16 protein-coding genes are annotated in these 16,382 nt (G+C 65.4%); 11 read left to right on the plus strand and 5 right to left on the minus strand.

The genetic code is table 11. The features are described from left to right. The first annotated feature begins 59 nt into the window (after positions 1-59). Positions 60-518, plus strand: a complete 459-nt coding sequence (locus ACSSV4_RS10655) for an Lrp/AsnC family transcriptional regulator (protein ID WP_454275130.1) — start codon at positions 60-62, stop codon at positions 516-518. A gap of 277 nt (positions 519-795) precedes the next feature. Here ACSSV4_RS10655 and pnp read toward each other — a convergent pair whose 3' ends face one another. From pnp to fliF, 5 genes are all read right to left on the minus strand, one after another. Beyond that, positions 796-2,937: a polyribonucleotide nucleotidyltransferase gene (gene pnp, locus ACSSV4_RS10660; RefSeq protein ID WP_454275131.1), complete on the minus strand. Its 2,142-nt coding sequence runs from the start codon at positions 2,935-2,937 to the stop codon at positions 796-798. 208 nt (positions 2,938-3,145) lie between these two features. Beyond that, positions 3,146-3,883, minus strand: a complete 738-nt coding sequence (fliP, locus tag ACSSV4_RS10665; RefSeq protein ID WP_454275132.1) for a flagellar type III secretion system pore protein FliP — start codon at positions 3,881-3,883, stop codon at positions 3,146-3,148. Continuing rightward, positions 3,880-4,182 (minus strand): FliM/FliN family flagellar motor switch protein, encoded by a 303-nt coding sequence (locus tag ACSSV4_RS10670; RefSeq protein ID WP_454275133.1) that lies wholly within the window; start codon positions 4,180-4,182, stop codon positions 3,880-3,882. The genes fliP and ACSSV4_RS10670 overlap by 4 nt, the downstream gene beginning before the upstream one ends. Continuing rightward, complete coding sequence (locus ACSSV4_RS10675; RefSeq protein ID WP_454275134.1) at positions 4,179-4,766, minus strand: flagellar biosynthesis protein; 588 nt, start codon at positions 4,764-4,766, stop codon at positions 4,179-4,181. The genes ACSSV4_RS10670 and ACSSV4_RS10675 overlap by 4 nt, the downstream gene beginning before the upstream one ends. Next, on the minus strand, positions 4,763-6,373 hold the full coding sequence (gene fliF / locus ACSSV4_RS10680) for a flagellar basal-body MS-ring/collar protein FliF (protein ID WP_454275135.1): 1,611 nt from the start codon (positions 6,371-6,373) through the stop codon (positions 4,763-4,765). The genes ACSSV4_RS10675 and fliF overlap by 4 nt, the downstream gene beginning before the upstream one ends. Before the next feature lie 122 nt (positions 6,374-6,495). Between fliF and ACSSV4_RS10685 the strand changes: the two genes are divergently transcribed. The 10 genes from ACSSV4_RS10685 (at position 6,496) to ACSSV4_RS10730 (ending at position 16,378) form a co-directional block, all read left to right on the plus strand. Beyond that, positions 6,496-6,987: a flagellar basal body-associated FliL family protein gene (locus tag ACSSV4_RS10685; protein ID WP_454275136.1), complete on the plus strand. Its 492-nt coding sequence runs from the start codon at positions 6,496-6,498 to the stop codon at positions 6,985-6,987. An 11-nt stretch (positions 6,988-6,998) separates the two neighbouring features. Further along, the gene (locus ACSSV4_RS10690) at positions 6,999-7,382 is read left to right on the plus strand and encodes a DUF6468 domain-containing protein (RefSeq protein WP_454275137.1); all 384 of its coding nucleotides are present in this window, start codon (positions 6,999-7,001) and stop codon (positions 7,380-7,382) included. Then, complete coding sequence (locus ACSSV4_RS10695) at positions 7,382-7,978, plus strand: MotE family protein (protein WP_454275138.1); 597 nt, start codon at positions 7,382-7,384, stop codon at positions 7,976-7,978. Before ACSSV4_RS10690 ends, ACSSV4_RS10695 begins: the two co-directional genes overlap by 1 nt. 71 nt (positions 7,979-8,049) lie before the next feature. Further along, positions 8,050-8,919 (plus strand): flagellar motor stator protein MotA, encoded by an 870-nt coding sequence (motA, locus tag ACSSV4_RS10700; protein ID WP_454275139.1) that lies wholly within the window; start codon positions 8,050-8,052, stop codon positions 8,917-8,919. Further along, positions 8,916-11,159: a hypothetical protein gene (locus ACSSV4_RS10705; protein WP_454275140.1), complete on the plus strand. Its 2,244-nt coding sequence runs from the start codon at positions 8,916-8,918 to the stop codon at positions 11,157-11,159. The genes motA and ACSSV4_RS10705 overlap by 4 nt, the downstream gene beginning before the upstream one ends. A gap of 167 nt (positions 11,160-11,326) precedes the next feature. Next, complete coding sequence (locus ACSSV4_RS10710) at positions 11,327-11,998, plus strand: lytic transglycosylase domain-containing protein (protein ID WP_454275310.1); 672 nt, start codon at positions 11,327-11,329, stop codon at positions 11,996-11,998. A 3-nt stretch (positions 11,999-12,001) separates the two neighbouring features. Next, positions 12,002-14,086 (plus strand): flagellar biosynthesis protein FlhA, encoded by a 2,085-nt coding sequence (flhA, locus tag ACSSV4_RS10715; protein WP_454275141.1) that lies wholly within the window; start codon positions 12,002-12,004, stop codon positions 14,084-14,086. Further along, positions 14,083-14,856, plus strand: a complete 774-nt coding sequence (locus tag ACSSV4_RS10720) for a flagellar biosynthetic protein FliR (protein WP_454275142.1) — start codon at positions 14,083-14,085, stop codon at positions 14,854-14,856. The genes flhA and ACSSV4_RS10720 overlap by 4 nt, the downstream gene beginning before the upstream one ends. Then, on the plus strand, positions 14,856-15,950 hold the full coding sequence (locus ACSSV4_RS10725) for an EscU/YscU/HrcU family type III secretion system export apparatus switch protein (protein ID WP_454275143.1): 1,095 nt from the start codon (positions 14,856-14,858) through the stop codon (positions 15,948-15,950). The genes ACSSV4_RS10720 and ACSSV4_RS10725 overlap by 1 nt, the downstream gene beginning before the upstream one ends. Beyond that, on the plus strand, positions 15,947-16,378 hold the full coding sequence (locus ACSSV4_RS10730; protein WP_454275144.1) for a hypothetical protein: 432 nt from the start codon (positions 15,947-15,949) through the stop codon (positions 16,376-16,378). The genes ACSSV4_RS10725 and ACSSV4_RS10730 overlap by 4 nt, the downstream gene beginning before the upstream one ends. Positions 16,379-16,382 lie beyond the last annotated feature (4 nt).

A 16,382-nucleotide genomic window follows, 5' to 3' on the forward strand; every position in this document is an offset into this window, starting at 1 on the left:
ACGCTTTTTTGTGAATAATGTTCACAGGAATTGCATTTGCTTCGAAAGGTCTTGTGCGTATGTCCCTCGATCAGACAGATCGGCGCTTGTTGCAGGTGCTGCAGCGGCGCGGCCGCATCTCCAACGCCGACCTCGCAGAGGAGGTCAATCTTTCGGCCTCGGCCTGTCACAGGCGGGTGCAGCGGCTGGAGGCGGATGGCTATATCAAGGGCTATGTCGCTCTGCTGGATGTACGCAAGATGGGGGTGCCGGCCACGGTATTTGTCGAGATCACGCTGAGCACGCAGGCGGATGAGGTTCTCGATGCGTTCGAGAAGGCGGTGGCGCGGGTGCCCGATGTTCTGGAATGTCATCTGACCGCGGGGGCGGCGGATTACATTCTCAAGATCGTGGCCGAGGATACCGAGGACTTTGCCCGCATTCACCGGCAATATCTGACGCGGTTGCCGGGCGTGGCCAAGATGCAGTCGAGTTTTGCCCTGCGCACGGTCTTTTCAACCACAGCCCTGCCGCTGTGACCACTGGACAATGAAAGGCGACCCCAAGGGCGGCCCCGGTGTTGCCACCGGGGCCCACTGGTACGCGAAACCGTGAGTGATGACGCACCTGAACTCTACTCGAAACCAGATCACTCGCATCTCGAACAACATTCGATCGGATGTAGCTGTCATGAGAAAAAATGTGCCGCCTGTCTCGTATGGAAAACCTTACCTTTTGCGCGGAAATGGCGGTGACGTTACGTCAAAAGGGCCCCGGCGCGATGCGACGGGGCCCTTTCATTCGGATCAATTCGAGTCAGGCGTCGTCTTTTTCGCGCGCCTCCGGCTGGATTTCCTCGCCGGTTTCCTGATCGACCATCTTCATCGACAGCCGGACCTTGCCGCGATCGTCAAACCCCAGAAGCTTGACCTTCACGTCCTGACCTTCCTTGAGCACGTCGCTCGGGTGGTTCAGGCGGCGGTTCTCGATCTGGCTGACATGCACCAGCCCGTCGCGCTTGCCGAAGAAGTTCACGAAAGCACCGAAATCGACGATCTTGACGACCTTGCCGTCATAGATCTGGCCCTCTTCCGGCTCGGCCACGATCGACCAGATCATGTCATAGGCCTTCTTGATCGACTCGCCGTTGGGCGAGGCGATCTTGATGATGCCCTCGTCGTTGATATCGACCTTGGCACCCGATACCTCGACGATCTCGCGGATCACCTTGCCGCCCGACCCGATGACTTCACGGATCTTGTCGGTGGGGATCTGCATGGTCTCGATGCGCGGGGCGTGGATGCTGAAATCAGCGGCCCCCGAAAGCGCCTTGTCCATCTCGCCCAGGATATGCATGCGCCCGGCTTTTGCCTGTTCCAGTGCCTGCTTCATGATCTCGGGCGTGATGCCCGCGACCTTGATATCCATCTGCAAGGAGGTGATGCCCTCGGACGTGCCAGCCACCTTGAAATCCATGTCGCCCAGGTGATCTTCGTCGCCCAGGATATCCGACAGGATCGCGAAAGAACCGTCTTCTTCCAGCACGAGCCCCATGGCCACACCGGCAACGGATGTCTTGAGCGGTACGCCCGCGTCCATCATCGACAGTGACCCGCCACAGACCGAGGCCATGGAGGAGGAGCCGTTGGATTCCGTGATCTCCGACACCAGACGGATGGTGTAGGGGAAATCGGTCGCGGGCGGCAGAACCGCTTGAAGCGCGCGCCATGCGAGCTTGCCATGGCCGATTTCACGACGGCCCGGAGGGCCCACGCGCCCGGCTTCGCCCACCGAATAGGGGGGGAAGTTGTAATGCAGCAGGAAGTTCGATTTGAAATTCCCGTGCAGCGCGTCGATGAACTGCTCGTCGTCGCCGGTGCCGAGCGTGGTGACCACGAGGCCCTGCGTCTCACCACGGGTGAACAGCGCCGAGCCGTGGGTGCGCGGCAAGAGGCCGGTTTCACAGACGATCGGGCGGATTTCATCCAGACGACGGCCGTCGATACGGTTGCCATTCTTGACGACATCGCCGCGCAGCACGACCGACTCGAGCTTTTTCAGGGCAGCCCCGAGATTGCCGTCCTCAAGCTGCTCTTCGGTCAGCTGTGCCTTGATCGCGTCTTTGGCAGCGGAAATCGCATGGGTGCGTTCCTGCTTGTCGCGAATGGCAAAGGCGGCGCGCATCTGCTCTTCGCCCGCCGTTTTGACGGCGGCGTAGAGGTCGGAGTAATCCGGCGGCGAGAAGTCGAACGGCTCCTTGGCGCAATCCTCGGCGAGCGAGACGATCAGGTCACAGACCGGCTGAATCTGCTCATGCGCGAAGGTTACCGCGCCAAGCATCTCTTCCTCGGTCAGCTCATACGCCTCGGACTCGACCATCATCACGGCGTCCTTGGTGCCCGCGACAACCAGATCGAGACGCTGCTCGGGGTTGTTGCGCAGGTTGTGCATGTCGTCGATCTCGGGGTTGAGGATGTATTCGCCCTCCGAGTAGCCGACGCGGCAGCCTGCGATCGGGCCCCGGAACGGCGCGCCGGAAATGGTCAGCGCGGCGGAGGTCGCGATCATCGCGACGATATCCGGATCATTGACCAGATCGTGGCTGAGGACGGTACACATCACCAGCGTTTCGTTCTTGAAACCCGGCACGAACAGCGGGCGGATCGGACGGTCGATCAGACGCGCGGTCAGCGTCTCTTTCTCGGTCGGGCGGGCCTCACGCTTGAAGAAGCCACCCGGCACCTTGCCCGCCGCATAGTATTTTTCCTGATAATGAACGGTCAGCGGGAAGAAATCCATTCCCGGCTTTTGTTCCTTGGCAAAGGTCACGTTCGCCATGACCGAGGTCTCGCCCAGGGTGGCAATCACCGAGCCGTCGGCCTGACGGGCGATCTTGCCGGTTTCCAGTGTGAGAGTTTCCTCCCCCCACTGCATCGATTTTTTCGTCTCTTTGAACATCTGTCGTTTCCTAGCTGAGAGCACTCCCGGGCGTATCCCGGGTCTCCCGTTACAATGACGGCCCCATTGCCGCCGACCCCAATCATTCACATGCGCCCGGGGTCAAAGGCATCACGTCTCAGATGCGCGCGCCATACAGGAGTTTGCCCTGGATTGAAAGCGGGATGTGGCGCGCTCGGCGCCGGGTGCAGGCCACACCGCGCCGCGCTCACATGTAGCCGCGCACCAGGGCCTCGGCGAGCAGCGTCCAGCCATCGGCGATCACGAAGAACGCGAGCTTGAACGGCAGTGAGACGATGGCCGGCGGCACCATCATCATGCCCATCGACATCAGGATTGCCGCGATCACCAGATCAATGATCAGGAAGGGCAGGAAGATCAGGAACCCGATCTGGAAGGCCCGCGCGATCTCGGACAGCATGAAGCTGGGGATCAGCACCGAAAGCGGGGCCTCCGGCCCGCTCGGGATCTGACTGGCATCGGGGCGCAGTGCCGCCATTGCGGCGAATGTGTCGGGGTCGAGCCGCTGGGCCATGAAGCCGCGAAACGGGGCGATGGCGCGGGTGAGCGCCTCGTCGAGTGGCACCGTCTCTTCAATCAGCGGCGCGATGCCCTGCGTCCAGGCCTCGGAGAAGACCGGCTCCATCACGAAATAGGTCAGAAAGAGCGCGAGGCTGACGATCAACATGTTGGGCGGAGATTGCTGGAGCCCGATGCCGGTGCGCAGGATCGACAGCACGGTCACGATGAACGGAAAGCAGGTGATCATGATGGCGATGCCGGGTGCGAGGCTGAGCACGGTAACCAACGCGATCAACTGCACCGTGCGCGCGGTGATCGAGCCGCCCTCGCCAAGCGAGATCGACAGGTCCTGGGCCATCGCGGCGCCCGCGCAGAAGAGCGTCAGTGCGGCGATCAGCCAGACCCGCGCGCGCAGGATCGTCATCCGAGACCGTCCTGAAGATTGGCCACCTCGGTCAGGCGCACGGCGAGCTGGCCCGCCTGGTCGCCCTCCATCTCCTCGAGTTGGCCGCGCGCGATCAGCCGTTCGCCGATATAGAGCTCGACCGCGTCATCGACCCGGCGGTCGAGCGGCAGCACCGCGTCCTTGCCGAGTTTCAGCAGGTCGCGGATCAGGGGGCGCGCCTTGCCGACCGAGATCGTGATCTCGATCGGTACGGTGGAGAACGGATTGGTCAGATCCGGCTTGGGCGCTGTCGGCGGGGCGGTCGCGGGTTCGGTCATGCAATAGCCTTTCTGTTCTCTTGGAAAAAGCCGGAGACGGCGTGCTCGATCGCCCTAAGCACCGAATCGAGGTTGATCTCCTCCTCGGTCTCGCCGAAGCGCAGGAAGATCTGGCCGGGGGCCAGCGTGTCATCCTCGGCAAGCGCGATGTCTAGGCCGGGCAAGGTCTCGATCAGCGTTTCCATGCGGGTCATGTCGCCGGGGGCAGCCGCGATCACGATGGGCTGGCGGCCGTGGTCAAGGGCCTTTTCCTGCAGGATTTCGGCCAGACGGGGCGCGAGCGTGTCCTGACTCAGGGGCGGCAGGACCGTCGCCACCATCTGTTCGAGCAACGGGTGCAGGGCATTGAGCACGGCGGCATAGGCTTCCTCATAGGTGAAGGTGAGATCCTGAAGGTTCTGGGCCAGGTCGGCGGCGATCCTGCGCTCATCTTCCTTCTGGGATTTGACCGCGTCGTCCCACCCGGCCTGATAGCCGGTCTCGAAGGCGGCCAGCCGCTCTTCCTCGAGCGAGATATCGGTGATCGAGATCGCGGCACCGCGCAGGCTCTCGCCGAAATCCTCGAGCAGATGGGAGATGGTCATCGGGCCTTCTCCTCTTCCTCGCCTTCAAGCCAGTTGCGCAGGATCTCGACGGTTTCCTCCTGCCGCTGACCGATCAGGGTGCGCAGGCGCGCCACGGGATCCTGATCCTCTCCGATCCGCCCGGGCATCTCCGTCGATTTGTCGGAGACGAGCGAAAGCCGACTGCTGTCGAACTCGCCCTCGTCGATTTCACCGGTCAACGGCGCCGCGCTCGCGGTCTCGTTCAGGGCGGACTCAGGCCGGGGCGGCGCTGCAAGCTGCGCCGCGGCGTGCGCCGGGGGGCGGGCCAGGATAGGCCGCACCACGAACAACCCCAGGATGATCGCCACGAGCGCCAGAACAGCGGCCTGGATCAGCGACATGGCGTCCAGCGCGAGCCGGTCGAAGAGCCCCGGCACGGCCAGCGTGCCTGCCGGTTCGAGGGTCTCGAATGTCATCGTCCTGAGGGTCAGCACGTCGCCGCGGTCAGGGTCAAGCCCAACCGCCGAGGCCACCAGTTCGCGCAGCGCGTCGAGTTCCTCCTGTGGGCGCGGCTCGACCGTCGAAGCACCGCTGGCATCGGTTCCGGTGATCCCGTTGACCAGCACCGCGACGCTCAGCCGTTTGATCGCGCCGGGCCCTTGGGTGATCTCGCGTTCGGTCGTCGAGACCTCGTAATTCACCCGTTCGCGGGTTTCGGTGTTCTGGCTCGTCGAGGTGTTCTCGGCCCCTGCATCGCCGTCGGGCAGGTTCGAGGCAACGGTGACGCCACCGCCCTGATCGGAGGAGGTCTCTGCACTCTCCTCGCTATCGGTGCTGATCGCCACCCGGCTCTCGGGATCGAATCGCCGCTCGCGGATCGCCTCGCTCCGCATCACGGTCTCGAGGGTCACCTCGACCACGGCATTGCCCCGCCCGACCCGCGCCTCGAGCAGGCGCTCGGCGCGTTGCCGCAGAGCGGCGGCGCGGTCGTCGGGGGCATTGGCCGGGGCCTCCTCGACGCCGATCAGCCCGCCCTCTGCATCAATGATCGCGACATCCTCCGGGGTCAGCCCCGGTACCGCAGAGGCGACGAGAAACCGGAGCGCTCGCGCATGTTTGGGGCTGATTCCGCCCGGTTGCGTCGTGACCGAAACCGATGCGGATTGGCGAATGTCGCGTTGAAACGGATTGCTTCCGGTGGAGGCGAGATGCACGCGCGCGCTGCGGATCGCGGGATGGGCGAGAATGGTGCGCGCAAGTTCCCCCTCCTTTGCGCGCCAATAGGCGGCATCGAACATCTGCGAGGTGGTGCCGAAGCCCGACAGCCCGTCGAGCAGCTCGTAGCCCTTGGTGGAGGAGGCCGGAAGCCCCTCTCCGGCGAGGGTCATGCGCAGCGCATCGCGTTGCGAGCCATCGACGAAGATCGAATCGCCGCGCACCTCATGGGCCACGCCGCTCTGTTGCAGCGCGGCCACCACCTCGCCTGCAGCGCCGCCTTCAAGCCCCGCGTACAGCAGGCTCAGCTGCGGCTCCGAGACCATGCGGGCCAGCGCCAGCACCGCCCAGAACATGGCGAGGGTCGCCAGCCCGACGATCACGCGCCGCCGCATGTCGAGGGAGTGCCAGAGGGTCACGATCTGCTGCAAGGTGTTGCCTCCTGCTCTGCGGCGTTCTGCCGGTCGATGCGGTCATCATTCGCCGATCAGGCTTAACAATCGGTTAGTTTCTCTGGGCCATATTGGCCGCGATGCAAGTCGAGGATTTCAGCATGGCGGATGAGGACAAGACCGAAGACCTCCCCGAGGCGGGGCGCAAACGCGGGAAATGGCCGCTGGTGCTCGGGCTCGGGCTGGCACTTGCCGGTGGTGGGGCCGGGTTCTACGCAGCCTCGTCCGGCCTCTTGCCGCTTGGCGCGCCGCCATCGCAGCTGGCGGAGGGTGCGGCGGCGGTCGATTTCGGCAATGTTGTTTTTGTCCCGGTGGAGCCGCTGGTGATCTCGCTCTCGCAAGACGGGGTCACTCGCCACCTGCGCTTTCGCGCCGAACTGGAGGTCGATCATGCCCATGAACGCGAAGTCACGCGCCTCATGCCGCGCATCGTCGATGTGCTCAATACCTATCTGCGCGCGCTGAGCCTTGCCGACATGGAGGAGCGCGCCGCGCTGCTGCGCTTGCGCGCACAGATGTTGCGCCGGGTGCAGATCGTCGCAGGCGCGGGCCGGATAAACGATCTTCTGGTGATGGAATTCGTATTGAACTGAAAGGGGACGGGATGGAACTGATCGCCGATATTCTGCTGGTTGCCGGGGCCTTGGGGGCCGGGTTTTACTGTTACGTGCTTGCCCGCCGGTTGAGTCGCTTCAACGATCTGGAAAACGGTGTCGGCGGGGCCGTGGCGGTGCTCTCGGCGCAGGTCGATGATCTCACGCGGACGCTGCGCGCGGCGCGGGAGACGGCGGGCGAATCGACCCGGTCGCTCGATGATCTGACCGACCGGGCCGAGCGCGTGGCCAAACGGCTCGAACTCATGGTGGCATCGATGCATGACTTGCCGGACGAGCGGCAGATGCCGAACCGGACAGCGGCGGCTGCTGGTCCGCAGGACGGCGCGGTCTTTCACCGCCATCCGATGACCCGCGACGCGGGGGCGAGATGATGCCGCGCGCACGCCGCCGCCAGACGCGCCCGAGAGCCCGCGGTGCGCTGGTGTTGATCGCGGCCCTGCTGGTGACCTCTGCCCTGGTGCGGCTTGGGGGCGGTGCCGGTCAGGCGGTCGCGCGCGCCTCGGTTGAGGCGGTAGCGGATCTGCCGGAGGGTCATGAACCGGCAACCTGTGAACGCCCGCAGGATCTGCAGACCATGCTGACCGCCCTGCAAGACCGCGAGGCCCGTCTCGACGAACGGGAGGCCGCGCTTGCCGACCGCATGCAGGCCTTGCGCATCGCCGATGGCGAAGTCACGCGCAGGCTGGCCGCCCTCGAAGACGCCGAGGAGAGCCTGCGCGCCACGCTTGAGATCGCGGAAACCGCAGCCGAGGATGATCTTGGCCGCTTGACCAAGGTCTACGAGACGATGAAGCCGAAACAGGCCGCTGCCCTCTTCGAGCAGATGGATCCGCGATTCGCTGCGGGGTTTCTTGCCCGCATGCGCCCCGAGGCCGCTGCCGAGATCATGGCAGGCCTGACACCGACTGCGGCGCATATGTTCAGCGTCGTCCTTGCCGGGCGCAACGCCGACGTACCGAGCGAATGATCGGCTGGCGCTCAGCTTTTCTTAACCCGGCGGTGAAAGACTGCCCTCAGGACTGAATGGCGGAGAGGACGATGATAGGGCTCGTTGGCATTGTGGTGATTTTCGTGATGGTCTTTGGGGGTTACCTTGCCGCCGGGGGCAAGATTGGCATCATCCTGCACGCCCTGCCGTTCGAGTTGATGATGATCGGCGGCGCGGCGATCGGCGCGTTCCTGATCAGCAATGACGCGGGGGCGGTCAAACATACGCTTCGCGATATTGCCAAGGTGTTCAAGGGGCCGAAATGGCAGCCGGAGGACTACCGCGACCTGCTGTGTCTGCTCTTCAGCCTGATCCGCCTCGGGCGCCAGAACCCGGTCGCGGTGGAGGAACATATCGAGGCGCCCCAGGATTCCGCGATCTTCACCAAATATCCGCGCATTCTCGCGGATCGAGAGGCTGTGGCGCTGATCGGCGACACGCTGCGCTCGGCCTCGATGAACTACGACGATCCCCATCAGGTCGAGGAGGTACTCGACAAGCGCATGGAGGCGAGCCAGCACCACGCCCTGCATTCGAGCCACGCGCTGCAGACCATGGCCGACGGTCTGCCCGCGCTCGGGATCGTGGCGGCGGTGCTTGGCGTGATCAAGACCATGGCGTCGATCGACCAGCCGCCGGAAATCCTCGGCAAGATGATCGGTGGGGCGCTGGTCGGCACGTTTCTCGGGGTGTTTCTGTCTTACGGGCTCGTCGGGCCCTTCGCCAGCAAGGTGCGCGACGTGGTCGAGGAGGATGCCCATTTCTACAAGCTGATCCGCGAAGTCCTGGTCGCCAATCTCCACAACCATGCTGCAAACATCTGCATCGAGGTGGGACGGCAGAACACCCCGGCGCATAAACGCCCCAGCTTTGGCGATCTGGAAGAGGCTTTGAGGGCCCTGAAGCAGGATGCCGCATGATCCGGCTGTTGGTCACCCTGCTCGCGCTGCTCTTGCCTGCGATGGCCATGGCACAGACGGTGCCGGTGCGCTCCGGGGCGCATGCGGAGTTCACGCGTCTCGTTCTCGATATGCCGCGCCGGATTGCGTGGCGCCTACAGGAGCGAAAATCGGGTGCAGCGCTGATCTTCGATGCGCCCGGGCTCGATTTCGATCTCGACGCCGTCTTCGAGCGCATCGGGCGCGAGAGGGTGCGTGCGGTCTCGTCCGCGCCCGGGCGGCTGGAGATCGAATTCGCCTGCGCCTGCGAACTGAGCGCGTTCTGGCACGGCGCGCGCATGCTGGTGCTCGATATCGCCACCCCGCCGCAAACGGCGTCGGATGAGCGCCCGGCGCGACCGTTTGCACGGTCAATGCGCGACAGCTCGGCGCTTGGCCAGCGATCTGCCGCGCTGATCTCGCTGTCGGACCGGCTCGACGTCATGGCCGCCGCCGATACTGCCCCTATGCACGAGGACGGGACGCCGGAGGACACGCCGGGCGTTGAGCCGGACCTCAGCGCCATGCGTGGCGCGCTGATCGAACAGCTTGGCCGCGCGGCGAGCCAGGGATTGCTGACCCCCGCGCGCCGCGATGTCACCGGACCGGGAGCCGGACGGCCCCGCAGCGAGACGCACGAGCCGACGAAAGAGGCTGAGACGGCCCCCCCCGCGTCCGCGCCGCGTGCAGCCCTCAACATGCGCGCACATAGCAGTGTTGATCTGGCGATTGTCGGGGCAGCGCGGCCTCCGGCCGGTCCCGTTCAGGCGCAAACCTGTCCGGAACCTGACTGGACGGATGTCGCCGCATGGGGCGGTACGGCTCCGTTCCACGAAGAGCTCGGTCGCCTCAATCGCGACCTGCTGGGCGAGTTCGACCGCCCGAACGACACGGTCGCACTCGAATTGGCCCGCCTCTATCTGCATTACGGATTCGGTGCCGAGGCGCGGCTGGCTCTGACCCTGCGCAGCCACTCGGACGCGGAGGCGGAGCTCCTGCGGGAGATGTCGTTCATCGTCGATCACAAACCGGTCGGAGAGCGGCCCAAACTGACGCTCGCGCTGATTTGCGACGCGACGACGATGCTCTGGGGCATCCTGGCCAATCCGGATTTGTCAAAGGATCTGCCCCTCGATCACAAAGGCTTGCTGCGTGCCTTCGCGCTCTTGCCGGACGGCTTGCGGCGGTCGCTCGGACCGGCTCTTGCCCGGCGCTTGCTGAGCGCCGGGCATCGCGAGACGTCGCAATCGATCCTGCGCGTCATCGACCGCCATCAGGAGGCGGATGATCCGGAAACCGCGCTTGCGCGCGCGGAACTGGCCCACGTCCGGCAGGATCCCGATTTGGCGCAGAGTGCGTTGCACGTCGCGGTGCAGGGGAACTCGCCCGCCTCGGCAGAGGCCCTTCTGGCACTGGTCGAGGGGGCGTTGGAGAAAGGCGAACCGGTTCCGCTTGACCGGGCCGAACTCGCCGGTGCCTATGCGCAGGAATATCGTGGCACTGCGCTCGGGCATCGCATGTCAGCTGCCTATATCGCGGCCCTTGCGCATGCTGGCGCCTATGGGGAAGCGGTGCGCGAATTCGACAGGCTGCGTGCGGATCAGGAGACCGCCGACATGCTGATCGGCCAGATGGCGCGGCATGCCGACGATGTCACCTTCCTGCGTCATGTGCTGTCCGGCCGGTTCGGGGAACCGGGAGATGTCGCCCCCGAGATCGCGCGCGCGATCGCGAGCCGCCTGTTGGCTGTCGGGTTTCCAGACCGGGCAGGCGGGTTCGTGGCTCCGCAGCTTGTCGGGCATGACACCCCGGGCTCGCGGCTGCTGCGCGCCGAGATCGCCCTCGCGCAAGAGCGCCCGCGCGCCGCCGAAGCAGAGTTGCTGTGGCTCGCGGGGCCAGAGGCCGCGGGGCTGCGCGCCCGCGCGCGCAGCCTTGCCGGAGATCACGCCGCCGCGGCACGACTCAATGCGCTTGGCGGGCAGGCCGATGCGGCCGATCGGGCGGCCCTTTTCGCGGCGGACCCTGGTTCTTTGGCCGCTGCAGGGAACCCGGTCTTGCGGGATGTCGCCAGCCTGCTGCAAGAGCCCGATGCCGCCGAACCCGGCCCCGAGGCGCCGCCGCTCGGGCGCCACCGCCGGGCGCTCGACGCGGCGGGTACGGCGCGACAGGTGCTCGGCCGACTTCTGGCCGCGACGCCGAGCCCGGATATCCCGATCAATTGATGATGTCTGCCGGTGCTTACGCAATCTCAACGTTCCGCCGCTATCGATGATCACGGACGGCGAGATCCATGACCCAGAAAGGGCCCAAAATGCATAGGATACTTCACTGTCGACCGACCGTTCGCTTGCCAGTTGCGTGGTCGAGGCGAGGGCATGTGATCTTGCTCATGATTGGCCTCCTTGCCCTGCCGAATGCCGCTGCGGCGCGGCCGTCGCATCTTTGTGACCGGGCCGCGGAGCGCGCGGCGCGCGCGCATGGCGTGCCCCTTGAGGTACTGCGCGCGATTACGCGGACCGAGACCGGGCGCGTGCATGCGGGCCGGATGGAGCCCTGGCCATGGACCGTCAACATGGCGGGCGAGGGGCGTTGGTTCGGTGATGCCGTCGCGGCGCGCGCGTATGTTGATCAGGCGTTTCGTCAGGGCGCGCGCAGCTTTGATGTCGGGTGCTTCCAGATCAACTACAAGTGGCACGGAGCCGAATTCCGGTCGATCGCCCATATGTTCGATCCCGAGGCCAACGCAAGCTACGCCGCCCGGTTTCTGAAGACGCTCCATGACGAGACCGGCGACTGGTCGGTCGCGGCGGGGTATTTCCATTCCCGTACGCCCGAACTCGCGGGCCGGTATCGCACACGGTTTGAACGGATCCGCAACGCCCTGCCCGATGCGGGTGCGGCGCGCGATGCGCCGGAGCCCCGCTCTGTGCGCCTGCCTGTCGCGCGCCAAGAAAATTCCTATCCCCTGTTCGGCGGCACGCCGGGATCGGGCGGTCTCGCCTCGCTGGTTCCACTGGACAATGCGACGCGCGCGCCTCTCATCGCGCTTGGGGGATCGTGAGCGATGAAATCGCTGTCCGTCGCCAACCTCTTCCAGCCGACCGTGATGCTGGCGCTCGCGCTCATGGCGATCATTGTGATGATGATCCTGCCGATGCCGCCATGGATTCTTGACGTCGGTCTCGCCCTGTCCTTCGCGCTGGCCATCCTGATCTTCACGATCACGCTCTTCATTGAACGCCCGCTGGATTTCTCGGCCTTCCCGACGATCCTGCTTGCGTCGCTCATGCTGCGGCTGTCGCTCAATGTCTCCTCGACCAAGCTGATCATCGGCCAGGGGCATACCGGCACTGCCGCAGCGGGCGAGGTGATCCGGGGATTTGCCGATTTCATCATGGGTGGCAGCGCCTTTCTTGGTCTTGTCGTGTTCGGCGTGCTCTTGATCGTGAATTTCATGGTCATCACCAAGGGCGCGGCACGTATGGCCGAGGTAGGTGCGCGGTTCGCGCTTGATGGCATGCCGGGCAAGCAGATGGCCATCGACAGCGACATGTCTGCGGGTGCGATCACCCATGAAGAGGCCCGCGAAAGGCGCGAGCGCGAACAGCAGGAAACCACGTTTTTCGGATCACTCGACGGGGCGTCGAAATTTGTCAAGGGCGATGCCGTCGCCGGGCTGCTGATCACGCTGCTCAACCTCGTCATGGGCCTGATCATGGGGACGGTGGTGCATGACATGCCGGTAGGCGAGGCGTTCGAGACCTACACGATCCTGACCGTGGGGGACGGGCTGGTAACGCAAATCCCGGCGGTTGTCATCTCGATAGCCTCGGCCCTGATGCTGGCCCGCGGAGGTACGCTCGGGGCCACCGATACGGCGATCTCCGTTCAGCTTGGCCGACACCCCTCGGCGCTTGCCACCGTGGCGGTGCTGATGGGACTTTTCGCGCTGGTGCCGGGCCTGCCCTTCGTGCCGTTCATCCTGGGCGCGGCCATCCTCGGGCTGACGGCGATGCTGAGTCTGCGTCGCGGCAAGAGCGCGGTGGATGCGGTGCTTTCCGAAGAAATTGCGCCGCACACGCCGCAGATGTCGATGGGCGATCTGCTTGAGTTGGACGATATCCACGTCGAGTTTGCACCTGATCTCGTGAACATGGTGCTTGATCCGGGGCTCGGGCTCGATGCTAGGATCGCCAACATGCGCCGCTATACGGCCACGCAATATGGGGTGATCCTGCCGGAAATCCGCCTGACGGACGAGTCCGGGCTGCCCATGGGAGGGTACGCGATCCGAGTGCATGGGGCCGAACAGGCCCGTGGCACGCTGCGTCCCGAGGCGGTGCTCGCGCTCGATCCGGATCGTCATCCGGCATTGCCGCCCGGGGAAACGGTCACCGAGCCGGTCTATGGCACCCCGGCGCGCTGGATTTCGGCGGCGGAGCGCGATGCGGCGGAACTGGATGGTGTGACACTGGTCGCGCCAACCGAAGTGCTCGCCACCCATCTGCTCGAGGTGATCCGGCGCAACCTCAGCCGGTTGCTCACGCTCAAGGCCATGCGCCGCCTGCTAGACGAGATGGTCAACCTCACCGACCGCGCCCGCGCCGAGGCAAATCGCAAGCTGATCGAGGAGACCATCCCCGACCGGATCACGCCCGACCTGCTGCATGCGGTGCTGCGCCTGTTGCTGGCCGAACGGGTCTCGATCCGCAACCTGCCGCTGATCATCGAGGCCACGGCGGAAGGGCGTCAGATCCTGCCCAACCCCGATGCCATCTGCGAACATGTGCGCCAGCGCCTCGGCTTCCAGATCGTGGCCGAGTTGCAGCGCCCGGACGGGACGCTGCCGCTGATCCAACTGGCCCCGGAATGGGAGGACACCTTTGCCGGGTACCAGGTCGAGGGCGACAAGGGGCGGCGCGACGTGGCGCTGCCGCCCGAACTTTTCAACAGCTTGACCGACGCCATCGGAGCAGAGGTCAGCCGCGCCGCCGAACAGGGCATTTCGCCAGCCGTGGTCACCTCGACGCAACGGCGGCGCTTTCTGCAAACGGCGCTCGCGGCCAAGCATGTCAGCGTGCCGGTACTGTCATTCGAGGAAATCGGGCTCGATGCGCGGCCTGCGCTGGTGGGCGTGGTGGCGGCATGAGCGGGCTTGCGGACCTGATCGCGCTGTCAAGGGACATCCTGATCCTGCATTTCATTGTCTTTCTGCGGGTCGCGCCGCTGATCGCGCTCTTTCCGGGCCTTGGTGAGCGTTCCGTGCCGATCCGGATCAAGCTGGGCCTTGCGCTCGCGCTCACGGTGGTGGTTGCGGCGGCGGTCGTGCCCGGCATGGCGGGCCCTGATCGGGGCGCGGTTTCCCTCGTCCGGCTGGTTCTGATCGAGACCGGCATCGGCCTCTTGCTCGGCATCGGCGTTCGGCTTTTCGTGCTCGCCTTGCAGACCGCGGGCTCCATCGCGGCACAATCCACCTCGCTGTCGCAGATCCTCGGCAATGCCAGCATCACCCCGATGCCGGCCATGGGGCATGTGCTCGTCAGCGGCGCGGTCGCGCTTGCGATGATCCTCGATCTGCATGTGCGTGTGGCGGAAATGGTCGTGCTGAGCTATCGGACCTTTCCTCTGGCTGAGGGGCTTGCGGGGGCCGAGGTCGCGCAATGGGGGGTCGGGCGGGTGGCGCATGCGTTCGGCTTTGCCTTCACCCTGGCGGCGCCCTTCGTGATCGCCTCGATGCTTTACAACCTGACACTCGGTATCATCAATCGCGCGATGCCGCAGCTGATGGTTGTCTTTGTCGGCGCGCCCGCGATCACCGGGGCGGGATTGTTCCTGCTGATGCTGGTTGCGCCCACCATGCTCGCGATCTGGGTCGAGGCGTTGCAGAGCTTTCTCGCCGATCCCGTGGGAGGCGGCTGATGCAGGGGGCGGAGGACGACGCCGACAAGACCCACGAACCCACGCAGCACAAGCTCGACGAGGCGCGCAAGAAAGGTGAGCTGGCCCGCTCGGCCGATCTCAACACTGCCGGATCCTATGGTGGGTTCGTGCTTGCGGCACTGGCGGCGGGAGGGGCCTCGATCACCGATACGAGTTCACTTCTGATGTCCTTTCTCGACCGGCCGGAACGGCTCGCCGAACTGGTTTTCGCGGCTGATGGTGGCGGCGGGGGCGCGGCGCTTGGCGGCGCCTTGTGGGGGCTGATCGCGGCGCTCGCGATCTGGTTCGTGCTGCCCGGCATCGTGGCGCTGCTGTCGGTGCTCGCGCAGCGCAGCCTGGTCTTTGCCCCCTCCCGGCTGGAGCCGAAATTCTCTCGGATCGACCCGGTCGCGAACGCGCGCAACAAATACGGGCTGAGCGGGATTTTCGAGTTCGCCAAGAGCGCGGTGAAACTGTTGCTCTACGGCGTCCTGCTCGGGGTCTATCTGACCCGGCGGCTGCCCGAAATGGCCGGTGCCCTGCATGGCGAGCCCCGGATCATCGGCGCGCTGATGGCACAGATGACGCTGGAATTCCTGCTGGTGGTGCTGCTCATCGCGCTCGCCATAGGCGCGGTGGATTACCTCTGGCAGCATTACGATCACCGCCGCAAGCAGATGATGTCGCACAAGGAGCTGCGCGACGAGCACAAGCAGCACGAGGGCGATCCGCACATGAAGCAGAAACGGCGACAGAAAGCCATGCAGATCGCGGGCAACCGGATGATGGCGGATGTGCCGAAGGCCGACGTGGTGATCGTGAACCCGACCCATTACGCGGTGGCGCTGAAGTGGAGCCGTGCGCCCGGCTCGGCACCGGTCTGCGTGGCCAAGGGCGTCGATCACATGGCGCATGCGATCCGCGACCTGGCCTTCGAGCATGGCGTGCCGGTGCATAGCGATCCGCCCACGGCGCGCGCCCTGCATGCCGGGACCGAGATCGGCGAAGAGATCGATCCGGCGCATTACCGCGCCGTCGCCGCCGCGATCCGTTTTGCCGAGGCGATGCGGCGCAAGGCGGGGCACCGAGCATGAGCCGTGCGGTGCTCGACGATCTGGCCGAGGTGACGGAGGCGCTCTACCAGGCCGAGTTGGCACGCGCGCAGGACATTCTGCGTGACGAGACCCGGCTCCGGCAGGAACTGGCCCGGCTCTCGGCGCACCATCAGGCCAACCGAGCGCTGCCCGAGGCCGATCTCGACGGGTTGCGGCGGATCGGCGGGGATGTTCTGTGGCAGGGATGGGTCGGGCGCAACCGGGCGCAGTTGCAGCAAGAGCTGGCACGCGTTCTGGTGCGCAAGGCCGGTGCGCTGCGCAAGCTGCGCACGGGGTTCGGCAAGGCGGAGGCTATGCGCCAGCTGCGCGCCGAGGCGCGAGAGGCCGATGCGCGGGCGCGGCTGGCGCATGAGAGTGCGACCCTCGCCCGGCTGTCGCTGCTGCGAGACCGTGGCGGCAGCGGCTGAGCGG

This window comes from Roseovarius sp. MBR-154 (assembly GCF_053628595.1).

Excerpts from the sequence above, each read along its gene's own strand:
- ACSSV4_RS10655 (WP_454275130.1), top strand. The coding sequence starts at position 60 with ATGTCCCTCGATCAGACAGATCGGCGCTTGTTGCAGGTGCTGCAGCGG.
- pnp (WP_454275131.1), bottom strand. The coding sequence starts at position 2,937 with ATGTTCAAAGAGACGAAAAAATCGATGCAGTGGGGGGAGGAAACTCTC.
- fliP (WP_454275132.1), bottom strand. The coding sequence starts at position 3,883 with ATGACGATCCTGCGCGCGCGGGTCTGGCTGATCGCCGCACTGACGCTC.
- ACSSV4_RS10670 (WP_454275133.1), bottom strand. The coding sequence starts at position 4,182 with ATGACCGAACCCGCGACCGCCCCGCCGACAGCGCCCAAGCCGGATCTG.
- ACSSV4_RS10675 (WP_454275134.1), bottom strand. The coding sequence starts at position 4,766 with ATGACCATCTCCCATCTGCTCGAGGATTTCGGCGAGAGCCTGCGCGGT.
- ACSSV4_RS10685 (WP_454275136.1), top strand. The coding sequence starts at position 6,496 with ATGGCGGATGAGGACAAGACCGAAGACCTCCCCGAGGCGGGGCGCAAA.
- ACSSV4_RS10690 (WP_454275137.1), top strand. The coding sequence starts at position 6,999 with ATGGAACTGATCGCCGATATTCTGCTGGTTGCCGGGGCCTTGGGGGCC.
- ACSSV4_RS10695 (WP_454275138.1), top strand. The coding sequence starts at position 7,382 with ATGCCGCGCGCACGCCGCCGCCAGACGCGCCCGAGAGCCCGCGGTGCG.
- motA (WP_454275139.1), top strand. The coding sequence starts at position 8,050 with ATGATAGGGCTCGTTGGCATTGTGGTGATTTTCGTGATGGTCTTTGGG.
- ACSSV4_RS10705 (WP_454275140.1), top strand. The coding sequence starts at position 8,916 with ATGATCCGGCTGTTGGTCACCCTGCTCGCGCTGCTCTTGCCTGCGATG.
- ACSSV4_RS10710 (WP_454275310.1), top strand. The coding sequence starts at position 11,327 with ATGATTGGCCTCCTTGCCCTGCCGAATGCCGCTGCGGCGCGGCCGTCG.
- flhA (WP_454275141.1), top strand. The coding sequence starts at position 12,002 with ATGAAATCGCTGTCCGTCGCCAACCTCTTCCAGCCGACCGTGATGCTG.
- ACSSV4_RS10720 (WP_454275142.1), top strand. The coding sequence starts at position 14,083 with ATGAGCGGGCTTGCGGACCTGATCGCGCTGTCAAGGGACATCCTGATC.
- ACSSV4_RS10725 (WP_454275143.1), top strand. The coding sequence starts at position 14,856 with ATGCAGGGGGCGGAGGACGACGCCGACAAGACCCACGAACCCACGCAG.
- ACSSV4_RS10730 (WP_454275144.1), top strand. The coding sequence starts at position 15,947 with ATGAGCCGTGCGGTGCTCGACGATCTGGCCGAGGTGACGGAGGCGCTC.